The organism is Kitasatospora sp. NPDC004272 (genome assembly GCF_053603035.1).
This window is the reverse complement of record NZ_JBSGET010000006.1, coordinates 54,088-65,529: the sequence shown is the minus strand read 5'-3', so window position 1 is coordinate 65,529 and position 11,442 is coordinate 54,088. Positions and strand designations below refer to the sequence as shown.

Genomic DNA, 11,442 nt, shown 5'->3' with positions numbered 1-11,442 from the left:
CTTCGGAGTTCAGGCGCCGACGGCGGTGGTGGCGGCGGTGGCAGCGGTGCCGGTGCCGGCGGGGCCGGAAGGGTCGGCGGCAGCGGTGCCGGCGGTGCCGGCGGCGTAGCGGTTGGCGGGGCGCGGCAGGCCCAGCAGCCCGCGCAGGGTGGACGCCTCGTAGGCGGTGCGGAACAGCCCCCGGCGCTGCAGCTCCGGCACCAGGTCGCGGGTGATCCGCTCCAGGTCGTACGGCAGCCGGCCCGGCCGCAGCCGGAAGCCCGACAGCCCGGACTGCGCCAACTCGGCCAGCAGGTCGGCCAGTTCGGTGGAGGTGCCGGTGAACACCCGGGCGTCGCTGGTGTACTCGGCGCCCGCCGCCGCGTTCAGCCGCGCCAACTGCTCGGCCGCCGAGCCCGGCCGCTCCTCCAGGAACACCACCAGGTCGGCGAAGACGTGCACCGTCTCGTCCGCCCGGCCGGCCGCCTCCTGGGCCGCCCGGACCTCGGCCACGATCGCCCGGGCGTCGTCCGCGTCGCGCGGCGTCACGAACGCCAGGTCGGCCGACCGGCCCGCCAGCCGGAACGGCTCACCGCGGTGGGCGAGCGCCGTGACCAGCGGCTGGCCCTGCGGCGGGCGGGGCGTGATGGACGGGCCGCGGACCGAGAACCGGGAGCCCTCGAAGTCGATGTAGTGCAGCTTGTCCCGGTCGATGAACCGGCCGGTCGCCGCGTCCCGGATCTCGGCGTCGTCCTCCCAGCTGTCCCACAGCCGGCGCAGCACCTCGACGTAGTCCTCGGCCTCGCCGAAGAACTCGGCCAGCGCGGCCAGCCCGGCGGGGGAGTCCAGCTCCTCCAGCCGCAGCGTGCTCGGCGCGCGGCGGCCGAAGTGCCCGACCTCGTCGGCCCGGGCCGACACCTTCACCCGCACCCCGGCCCGGCCCCGGCTGACGAAGTCCAGGGTTGCCACCGCCTTCGACAGGTGGAACGGCTCGGTGTGCGTCGTGACCGCCGTCGGCACCAGCCCGATGTGCCGGGTCAGCGGCGCGATCCGGGCCGCCACCAGCACCGCGTCCAGCCGGCCCCGGACCCGGTCGGTCCGGGCGTCCGGCTCGAACGGGTGCTCCGACTGCAGGCTCAGCCCGTCCTCGATGGTCAGCAGGTCGAGCAGGCCGTGCTCGGCCTCCGCCGCCAGGTCCGCCCAGTACCGGGCGGTGAACAACTCCTTCGGCCGGGCGTCCGGCTCCCGCCACGCGGCGGGGTGCCAGCCGGCGCCGTCCAGCGCGACGGCCAGGTGCAGGGGGGAGGGGGCGGGGGAGGACGGGGATGCTGCTGGGGATGCGGGCATGGCGGGACCGGTTCCTGTTCAGGGGCTTCGCGGGCTCCGGGGGCCTCGGGGGCGTCCGGGGCCGCGCGGCTTCGGGGTTTCACGAGGAGGGGCGGGCGGCCGCGTCGGGGTGCGCACCAGGGCGCGGCCGGGAAGCGGCGGCGGGAGCGGAAGGGGCGGGGCCGGACGGGCTGCGGGCCCGGCTCAGCGGCCCGGGCTCAGCGGGCCGGACGGACGGGCCGGGACGGGCAGCCCGGACAGAGCGCGGTGCTCACCCGCAGCAGGTCGACCGGCCGGTCGAGGAACACCTCGCGCTCCAGGGCCCGCACCGCCGTCACCTCCCCGTCCGCGTCTCGCGGCACCGCCCGGGTACCGCCGTCCCCGCACCGTAACCCCGCACCGGGGCCCGGCACAACGCTGTTCATACAGCGGTAACGAACCGCCACATCCGTTGCGGTGGACGGCCGTTGACATTCCGTTCGGGACCGGCCTAGCTTGACTGCGACGGGACGATCCAGGAGGTGGACGGCGGTGCGGGCACTGGAACGCGAGGTGTACCTCGACCGGCCCGTCGACCTCCAGCGGGTCAGCAGCGCGCTCTGTCCGGCCGGCTGAAGCACCAGCGCCAGCACCGACGTTCCCCCGCCGCACAGGAGCCGCACCGCCATGCCCGTCACCACCGTGCCCGGAACCACCGGGCCCGCCACCGCCGACACCGGCGCCCACGTCCTGGACAACGCCGCCTGGGCCGCCCTCACCGGCCCGCACGCCCACCTCGCCGAGCGGGTCGGCCGCGCCGCCCGCTACCCCGTCGACGTCTCCCCGTTCACCGCGATCGCCGACCCGGCCGACCCGGGAGCCTGGCAGGACCTCGCCACGCTGGCCGGACCGCCCGGCAGCACCACCCCCGTCACCGCCACCGGCACCGCCCCCGAGGGCTGGGAGATCCTGGAACGCGGCCACGGCGTGCAACTGGTCGCCACCGCGCTGCGCACCGAACCCGCCCCCGACGCAGTCGAGTTGGGCCCCGAGGACGTCCCCGAGATGCTCGACCTGGTGGCCCGCACCCGGCCCGGCCCGTTCCTGCCCCGCACCGTCGCCCTCGGCCGCTACCTCGGCCTGCGCCAGAACGGCCGACTGATCGCGATGGCCGGCGAACGCCTGCGACTGCCCGGCTGGACCGAGATCAGCGCGGTCTGCACCGACGCCGAACAGCGCGGCCGCGGCCACGCCACCCGCCTGGTGCGCGCCGTCGCCCACGGCATCGAACAGCGCGGCGACACCCCGTTCCTGCACGCCGCCGCCGACAACACCCGGGCGATCGCCCTGTACGAGTCGCTCGGCTTCACGCTGCGCCGCCGCACCGCGTTCCTGCTGGTCCGCACCCCGGCCGGGCCCGTGCTGGACGGGGGGCCGCAGCGATGAGCACCGCCTTCCACTGGTTCCTGCCGACCGGCGGCGACGCCCGCGACCTGGGCGGCGCCGCGCACGGCACCGGCATCGGCGGCCCCGCCGCCGGAGCCCCGGCCGGCCGGCCCGCCACCCTCGGCTACCTCACCCAACTCGCTCAGGCAGCAGACCAGTTGGGCTTCGAGGCGGTGCTCACCCCGACCGGCGCGCACTGCGAGGACGCCTGGATCACCACCGCCGCGCTGATCGCCGCCACCAGCCGGCTCAAGTTCCTGGTCGCCTTCCGCCCCGGCCTGGTCGAACCCGCGCTCGCCGCCCAGACCGCCGCCACCTTCCAGCGGCTCTCCGGCGGACGGCTGCTGCTCAACGTGGTGGCCGGCGGCAGCGACGCCGAACAGCGCGGCTACGGCGACCCGCTCGGCCACGACGCCCGCTACGCCCGGGCCGAGGAGTTCCTCGACGTGGTCCGCACCGCCTGGCGCGGCACCCCGTACGACCACGCCGGGGAGTACTACCGGATCCAGGACGGGCAGCTGCGGCAGCCGCCCGAGCCCGTGCCCGGGATCTACTTCGGCGGCTCCTCCGAGCCCGCGCTCGCCGTCGCCGCCCGGCACGCCGACACCTACCTGACCTGGGGCGAACCCGTCGAACAGGTCGCCGAGAAGATCACCCGGGTGCGCGCGCTCGCCGCCGCGCAGGGCCGCTCCCCGCGCTTCGGCCTGCGGGTGCACGTGCTCAGCCGGGCCACCGCCGCCCGCGCCCGCGAGGACGCCGAGGCGCTGCTGGCCGGGCTCGACGACACCGCGATCGCCGCCGGACAGCAGCGGCTGCGCGCCCTGGAGTCCGTCGGCCAGCGCCGGATGCTCGACCTGCACGGCGGCCACCGCGACCGGCTCTGGATCGCCCCCAACCTGTGGGCCGGCATCGGCCTGGTCCGCGGCGGCGCGGGCACCGCCCTGGTCGGCAGCCACCGCGAGGTCGCCGACCGCCTCGCCGAGTACCGCGACGCGGGCGTCGACGAGTTCGTCCTCTCCGGCTACCCCCACCTGGAGGAGGCGTACACCTTCGCCGAACACGTCCGCCCGCTGCTCTGAGCCGGGCGGACGACCGCCGGCCGGAAGCCGGAACCCCCACGGGTTCCGGCTTCCGGCGTTCCACCAGAGGATCGACCGCCCCGCTTTCGTAGATTTTCAGATATCAGTCGTTTTTTTGCGTAGGTCTCGGTACGCTTCGGCCATGACGAAGAAGCTGGACGAGGTGGCCCGGTTCGCCGGAGTGAGCTCCGTGACGGTGAGCCGGGTGCTGCGCAACCGGCCGGGGGTGGCGCGGGAGACCCGGGAGGCGGTGCTGACGGCGCTGGACGTGCTGGGGGTGGAGCGGCCGTCGGCGTTCCGGTCGGACCGGGCGCCGCTGGTCGGGCTGGTGGTGCCGGACCTGCAGAACCCGGTGTTCCCGGGGTTCTGCGAGGTGCTGGCGGGGGCGCTGAGCAAGCAGGGGCTGATGCCGGTGCTGTGCACCCGGACGGCCGACGGGGTGTCGGAGGCGAACTACATCGAGATGCTGCTGCGGCAGAACGTCGCCGGGATCGTGTTCGTGGGGGCCAGTTACGCGGACGCCGGGCCGGAGCAGGGGCGGGCGCTGCGGGAGCGCGGGGTGCCGGTGGTGCTGATCAACGCGGCGGACGGCCACCGGGGTTCGGCGCTGATCTCGGTGGACGACGAGGCCGCCGTCGAGCAGTCGCTGGCCCACCTGGAGGCGCTCGGGCACGAGCGGATCGGACTGCTGCTCGGCCCGGCCGGGCACGTTCCGTCCGTGCGCAAACTGAACGCGTTCGCCCGCCACCTGGGCCGGCGCGGGCGGGCGGGGGAGCTGGGTCGGCTGGTGGCCCACGCGATGTTCTCGATGGACGGCGGGGCGGCGGCGGTGCCCCGGCTGGTGGAGGCCGGGGCGAGTGCGGTGGTGTGCGCGAGCGACGCGCTGGCGCTGGGCGCTGTGCGGCGGTTGCGGCGGGAGGGGCTGGTGGTGCCGCGGGACGTCTCGGTGATCGGGTTCGACGACTCCCCGTACATGATCGCCACCGATCCGCCGCTCACCACGGTGCGCCAGCCGGTGGCCGCGATGGCCGCGGCGGCGGCGAAGGCGCTGGTGGACCAGATCGAGGGCCGCCAGGCGCAGGTGGAGGAGGTGCTGTTCGAGCCGGAGCTGATCGTGCGGGGTTCGACCTGCCCGGCGCCCGCGGTGGCGGCCGCCCGGAGGTAGTGGGGGCACGAAACAACGTGGCAACGCAAGCATGTTGCGTCATCCCGTTGACTTCTTGCGTTCACGATGTCAGTGTTCGGGGCACCGAAGAGCGCCCGGAGTCACCGACCCGGGCCTCTCCTCCGTCACACCGTTTGCGCTGCGGGCCGAGCTCCGCGCAAACGGTTGCAGGATCCACGGAAGGTCCGAATCATCATGGGAAGCAACAGAATCCGCCGTGCCTCCGCCGTGGCGCTGGCCGCGGCCACCGCCTTCGCCGCGACCGCGTGCGGGAGCGGCGGCAGCGGCTCGGGCGACGCCGGGGGCGTGGTCACCATCTCCGTCAACGGCCTTCCCCCGGCCACCCAGACCGTGGACCGCAAGAACTTCGAGGACGACGTCAAGGCGTTCGAGGCCAGCCACCCGAACATCAGGATCGACGCCCACGAGGGCCTGATGGACCCGAAGACCTTCGCCGCGAAGCTGGCCGGCGGACAGCTGGAGGACGTCTACTACGTCTACTTCACCGACCCGGCCGGCCTGATCCAGCGCCACCAGGCCGCCGACATCACCCCGTACCTGAAGGACGTCCCCGGGCTCGCCGACATCAAGCCCGCGCTGCAGGACGTCTTCAAGGGCAGGGACGGCAAGGTCTACGGCCTGCCCACCGGCAACTACTCGATGGGCCTGGTCTACAACCGCGAACTGTTCACCAAGGCCGGCCTCGACCCGGACAAGCCGCCGACCAGCTGGGACGAGGTCCGCACCGCCGCGCAGAAGATCACCGCGCTCGGCGACGGCACCGTCGGCTACGCCGACTTCTCCAAGAACAACCAGGGCGGCTGGCACCTGACCTCGTGGATCTACTCGCTGGGCGGCGAGGTCGCCACCCGGGACGACGCCGGCAAGTGGAAGGCCGCCGTCGACTCCGACGCGGCGCACCAGGCCCTGCAGCACCTGCACGACATGCGGTGGACCGACGACAGCATGGGCAGCCGCCAGCTGCTGGAGATCCCCGACGTCCAGAAGATGATGGGCGCGGGCAAGCTCGGCATGTACCTGGCCGGCCCCGACAACATCCCCACCATCGTCAAGCAGTTCGAGCGCAAGTACGACGAGTACGGCCTGGCCGCGATGCCCGGCACCGCGACCCTCGGCGGCGGCGACGGCTTCATGTTCAACCCCAAGGACACCCCGGCGAAGATCAAGGCCGGCCTGGCCTGGGTCCAGTGGAAGTACCTCAGCCCGGAGCACGAGGAGACCGCGACCAAGAAGTCGGCCGGCTCCGACATCCCGATCGGCCTGCCCCAGCCCGACCTGCTCGACGGCAAGAGCGGCGAGGCCGTCAAGGCGATCCACGCCCAGTACGCCAACGTCCCGCAGCAGAACTACCGGCCCTTCGTGGACCGCTCCGCGGACGTGAAGGTCAAGGTCGAGCCGCCGAACGCGCAGCAGATCTACACCGTGCTGGACGGCGTGATGCAGGCCGTGCTGACCAAGCAGGACGCCGACCTGGACGGCCTGCTGAAGGACGCCCAGAAGAAGGTCGACAGCATCCTCGCCACCGCGCAGTGAGCCCCGGGCGCGGCCGGCCACCGGCCCCGCCGCGCCCGCTCCGCCGGTCCCGCCGGACCCCTCCCGGTCCGCCCGACCGTCCCGGTCCCGCCCGACCCCCGGTCCCGCTCGACCCCTCCCGGTCCCGCCCGATCCCCGGTCCCGCCCGAGCCGAAAGCCACCCCTGATGAAGGTCGACACCGTCGGCGCCCCGCGCCGCACCCGGCGGCCCGCCGCCGACCCCGCACCGCCCCCGTCCTCCTCCTCCACCACCACCCCGCGCCGGGCGGGACTGCGGCGCCGCGTCACCGACAACCTCGTCGGGTACCTGTTCCTCGCCGCCGGCCTCCTCGCCTTCGCGCTGTTCTCCTGGTACCCGATCGTCCGCGGCTTCCTGCTGAGCTTCCAGCAGGTCAACTTCGCCGAACCCGCCAGCTGGGTCGGCCTGGACAACTTCCACCGCCTGTTCGACGACCCGCTGTTCCTCACCGCCTGGCGCAACACGCTCTGGTTCACCGTGCTGGCCCTGGTGTTCGGCTTCGCCGCGCCGTTCGTCACCGCCGTGGTCCTCAACGAACTGCGCCACGGCCGGGCCTACCTGCGGATGACCGTCTACCTGCCGGTGATGCTGCCGCCGATCGTCACCGTGCTGCTGTGGCGCTGGTTCTACGACCCGGGCCCGGGCCTGTTCAACCACGCGCTGGGCATCCTGCACCTGCCCCCGCAGCAGTGGCTGGAGTCGGAGAACCTGTCGATGCTCTCCCTCGTCCTGGTCTCCACCTGGGCCAACATGGGCACCACCACGCTGATCTACCTCGCCGCGCTGCAGGGGGTGCCCGGCGAACTGTACGAGGCCGCGCAGCTCGACGGCGCCTCGATCCGGCAGCGGCTGTGGCACGTGACGATCCCGCAGATGCGCTTCATCCTGCTGATCACCCTGCTGCTCCAGGTGATCGGCACCATGCAGGTGTTCATCGAACCCTTCGTGCTGACCGGCGGCGGCCCGAACGACGCCACCGTCACCGTCCTGCTGCTGCTCTACCGCTACGCCTTCGTCTACAACGACTTCGGCCTGGCCAGCGCCATGAGCACCGTCCTGTTCGTCGTCCTCGGCGCCTTCGCCGGGCTCTACCTGCGGCTGACCCGCTCCAAGGGCTGAGAGGAACCCGCCATGGCCCACGCCGAATCCCCGGCCCGCACCCTCATCGCCCCCGCCGAGCTCGACCGGCCGCTCGGACGGCTGCTCTACCGCACGGTGCTGGGCACCGTCCTGGTCACCTTCACCGTCGCGTTCGTCTTCCCGCTGTACTGGCTGGTCTCCGGCGCGCTGAAGTCCTCCGCCGAACTCGCCGACCCGAACCCGACGCTGCTCCCGCAGAGCTTCCACCCCGAGAGCTACAGCCAGGCGTGGAGCAGCACCGGGCTCGGCCGCTACTTCCTCAACACCCTGCTGCTGGCCGCCGGTGCGCTGCTGTTCCAGCTGGTGGTGGACGTCTGCGCGGCGTACGCGCTGTCCAAGCTGCGGCCGGTGCTGGGCAACGTGGTGCTCGCGATGATGCTGGCCACCCTGATGCTGCCGGTCTCCGCGCTGCTGGTGCCCACCTACCTGACGGTGGTGGACATCCCGCTGATCCACGTCAACCTGATCAACACGCCGTTCGCGATCTGGCTGCCGGCCTGCGCCAACGCCTTCAACATCTTCGTGCTGAAGCGGTTCTTCGACCAGATCCCGGAGGAACTGGTCGACGCCGCCCGGATCGACGGCGCCGGACCGCTGCGGATCCTGCTGCACGTGGTGCTGCCGCTGGCCCGGCCGGTGCTGGCCGTGGTGTCCATCTTCGCGGTGGTCGGGGTGTGGAAGGACTTCCTGTGGCCGATGCTGACGCTGCCCGACCCCCGGGGCCAGCCGATCACCGTCGCCCTCAACACCCTCGCCAACGACATGCCCGCCAACCAGCTGCTGGCCGGGATGGCGATGGCCGCCGTCCCGCTGCTGGTGATCTTCCTGCTGTTCCAGCGGCACATCATGGCGGGCCTGACCGCCGGCAGCCTCAAGGGCTGAACTCCCTTGTGAGAGAAAAGAACTGACGGCCAGTCAGTTGCGGCTTGCCGCCCTGCCGCGGGCCGCCCTCCCGCGGGCCGCCGTCCCCGGTGCCGACCTCCCGGGGACGGCCCCCCACCGACCCGGCACCGGCCGAAGCAGCCGCTCGATCCGGCCGGCGCCGCCGCACCACCCCCCCACCCCCACCCCCCACACCGGGAGCCGCCGCGCCCCGGTCACCTTCGGGAGCCCACGTGTACCCTGCACCCGGCACCACCCGTACCACCGCCCGTGCCACCGGAAGCGCCGCCGGAAGCGCCCGCCCGGCCCGCAAGGCCACCGCCCTCGCCTCGGCCGCCGCCGTGCTGGCGGGCCTCGCGCTGTGGACGCTCGCCCCCGGCGCCGCCCAGGCCGCCTCCACCGTGCTGGAGGCCGAGTCCGCCGCCAACACCGGTGGCGCCGCCGTCGCCGCCGACCACGCCGGGTACACCGGCACCGGCTTCGTCGGCGGCTTCACCGACGCCAACAAGGGCGCGGCGAAGACCTCCTTCACCGTCCAGGCCCCGAGCGCCGGCACCGCCACCCTCGCGATCCGGTACGCCAACGGCACCGGCTCCGCCAAGACGCTGACCCTACTGGTCAACGGCGCCACCGCCGGGCAGGTCACCCTCCCGGCCACCGCGAACTGGGACAGCTGGGCCACCGTCCAGCAGACCGTGACCCTGAAGGCCGGCGCCAACACCGTCGCCTACGCGTTCACCGCCGCCGACAGCGGCAACGTCAACCTCGACAACCTGACCGCCACCACCGGCAGCACCGCCCCCGGCGGCACCCTGGAGGCCGAGTCCGCCGCGCTCACCGGCGGCGCCGCCGTCGCCGCCGACCACGCGGGCTACACCGGCACCGGCTTCGTCGGCGGCTACACCGACGGCAACAAGGGCAACGCCAGCACCGCGTTCTCCGTCACCTCGGCCGCCGCGGGCAGCGGCAGCGTCGCGATCCGGTACGCCAACGGCACCGGCTCCGCCAGGACGCTGACCCTGCTGGTCAACGGCGCCGCCGCCGGTCAGGTCACCTTGCCCGCCACCGCCAACTGGGACAGCTGGGCCACCGTCCAGCAGCCCGTCACCTTCGCCGCCGGCGCCAACACCCTCGCGCTGAAGTTCACCACCGCCGACAGCGGCAACGTCAACCTCGACAGCCTCACCCCCACCACCCCCACCGGCACCACCACCCCCAGCCCGTCCCCGTCCGGCTCCAGCACCCCGGACCCGGCCGGCGTGGGCGCCACCCTGCCCTTCACCAGCTACGAGGCCGAGGCCGGCAGCACCAACGGCACCGTCCTGGCCCCCGACCGCAGCTACCTCAGCGTCGCCTCCGAAGCCTCCGGCCGCAGCGCCGTCAAGCTCGCCGCCACCGGCCAGTACGTCGAGATCAAGCTCACCGCCCCGGCCAACGCGATCAACCTGCGCTACGCGCTGCCCGACAGCGCCGACGGCAAGGGACTCGACGCCACCCTGAGCGTCTACGCCGACGGACAGGCCCTGCCCGACCTGCGGCTGACCTCCCGCTACGCCTGGGTCTACGGCGCCTACCCGTACGACAACAACCCGGCCGGCGGGCAGGGCCACCGCTTCTTCGACGAGACCCGCGCCACCTTCGGCCGGACCCTGCCGGCCGGCACGGTGCTGCGCTTCCAGAAGGACGCCGCGGACACCGCCGCCACCTACACCCTCGACCTCGTCGAGGCCGAGCAGACCGGCCCGGCCGGCACCCTGCCCGCCGGGTACGTCTCCGCCGACACCCTCGGCGTCCTCCCCAACGGCCAGGACGTCACCGCCGCCCTCAACAACGCGCTCAGCACCGCGAAGAACCAGGGCAAGGGCCTGTTCCTCCCGGCCGGCACCTACGTCGTCTCCGACCACGTCAACCTCTCCGGCGTCAAGCTGCGCGGCGCGGGCGTCTGGTACACCGTGCTGCGCGGCACCGGCCTCAAGGGCGGCCTCTACGGCACCGGCGGCACCAGCACCGTCGAGGACCTGATGATCGACGGGCAGAACACCGCCCGCGACGACGCCAACGGCCAGGCCGGCATCGAGGGCGACTTCGGCACCGGATCGGTGATCCGCGACGTCTGGATCCAGCACACCAAGGTCGGCCTGTGGATCAACGCGCCGACCAAGGGCCTGCGGGCCAGCGACCTGCGCATCCGCAACACCTACGCCGACGGCGTCAACCTGCACGGCGCGGTCGACAGCACCGTCGTCTCCAACAGCAGCATCCGGGGCACCGGCGACGACGCCCTGGCCATGTGGTCCGACGGCGCCGCCGTCACCGACAGCGCCTTCCGCAACAACACCGTGCAGCTGCCCTCCCTCGCCAACGGCGCCGCCGTCTACGGCGGCAGCGGCAACAGCGTGCAGGACAACCTGATCTCCGACACCGTCACCGCCGGCGCCGGCATCACCGTCTCCAGCCGCTTCGGCCAGCCCTTCACCGGCACCACCACCGTCTCCGGCAACCTGCTGCGCCGCACCGGCAGCATGGAGGTCAACTGGAACTCCCAGCTCGGCGCCGTATGGGTCTACGCCGACCAGAGCGACCTCACCCAGCCGATCGTCCTGACCGACAACACCGTCCAGGACTCCACCTACAGCGCGCTCCTGCTGTCCTGGCAGAAGCAGGTCGCCGACCTGCGCGTCGACGGACTGGTCATCGACCGGACCGGACACAACGCCATCGAGGTCAACGCCACCGGGCACGGCACCTTCGCGAACACCCAGGTCAGCGGCACCGCCGACGCGCCGCTGAACGTCACCGGCGGCTTCACCGTCCAGCGCGGCACCGGCAACACCGGCTGGTAGCCCGGCCCGCTCCCCGCGGGTCGCCCGCCC

General features: G+C 73.4%; 9 protein-coding genes. 7 read left to right on the top strand and 2 right to left on the bottom strand.

Translation table 11 applies throughout. From position 1 onward, the window contains the following. Positions 1 to 9: 9 nt before the first annotated feature. Both ACWEO5_RS03925 and ACWEO5_RS03920 read right to left on the bottom strand, forming a co-directional pair. Positions 10 to 1,326, bottom strand: a complete 1,317-nt coding sequence (locus ACWEO5_RS03925; RefSeq protein ID WP_452159849.1) for an LLM class flavin-dependent oxidoreductase — start codon at positions 1,324 to 1,326, stop codon at positions 10 to 12. A 197-nt stretch (positions 1,327 to 1,523) separates the two neighbouring features. Further along, positions 1,524 to 1,667: a hypothetical protein gene (locus ACWEO5_RS03920; RefSeq protein WP_452159847.1), complete on the bottom strand. Its 144-nt coding sequence runs from the start codon at positions 1,665 to 1,667 to the stop codon at positions 1,524 to 1,526. Positions 1,668 to 1,971: 304 nt separating this feature from the next. On the opposite strand from ACWEO5_RS03920, the gene ACWEO5_RS03915 reads away from it, so the two are divergent. The 7 genes from ACWEO5_RS03915 (at position 1,972) to ACWEO5_RS03885 (ending at position 11,412) form a co-directional block, all read left to right on the top strand. After that, complete coding sequence (locus tag ACWEO5_RS03915) at positions 1,972 to 2,730, top strand: GNAT family N-acetyltransferase (RefSeq protein ID WP_452159845.1); 759 nt, start codon at positions 1,972 to 1,974, stop codon at positions 2,728 to 2,730. Continuing rightward, the gene (locus ACWEO5_RS03910; protein WP_452159843.1) at positions 2,727 to 3,809 is read left to right on the top strand and encodes an LLM class flavin-dependent oxidoreductase; all 1,083 of its coding nucleotides are present in this window, start codon (positions 2,727 to 2,729) and stop codon (positions 3,807 to 3,809) included. Before ACWEO5_RS03915 ends, ACWEO5_RS03910 begins: the two co-directional genes overlap by 4 nt. Before the next feature lie 142 nt (positions 3,810 to 3,951). Continuing rightward, positions 3,952 to 4,974 (top strand): LacI family DNA-binding transcriptional regulator, encoded by a 1,023-nt coding sequence (locus ACWEO5_RS03905; protein ID WP_452159841.1) that lies wholly within the window; start codon positions 3,952 to 3,954, stop codon positions 4,972 to 4,974. Positions 4,975 to 5,169: 195 nt separating this feature from the next. After that, positions 5,170 to 6,528, top strand: a complete 1,359-nt coding sequence (locus tag ACWEO5_RS03900; protein ID WP_452159839.1) for an extracellular solute-binding protein — start codon at positions 5,170 to 5,172, stop codon at positions 6,526 to 6,528. A 166-nt stretch (positions 6,529 to 6,694) separates the two neighbouring features. After that, positions 6,695 to 7,666, top strand: coding sequence for a carbohydrate ABC transporter permease (locus tag ACWEO5_RS03895; RefSeq protein ID WP_452159837.1), 972 nt, complete (start codon positions 6,695 to 6,697; stop codon positions 7,664 to 7,666). A gap of 12 nt (positions 7,667 to 7,678) precedes the next feature. Beyond that, positions 7,679 to 8,569, top strand: coding sequence for a carbohydrate ABC transporter permease (locus ACWEO5_RS03890; protein WP_344551050.1), 891 nt, complete (start codon positions 7,679 to 7,681; stop codon positions 8,567 to 8,569). A 233-nt stretch (positions 8,570 to 8,802) separates the two neighbouring features. Beyond that, positions 8,803 to 11,412: a carbohydrate-binding protein gene (locus ACWEO5_RS03885; protein WP_452159834.1), complete on the top strand. Its 2,610-nt coding sequence runs from the start codon at positions 8,803 to 8,805 to the stop codon at positions 11,410 to 11,412. The last annotated feature ends 30 nt before the right edge of the window (positions 11,413 to 11,442 follow it).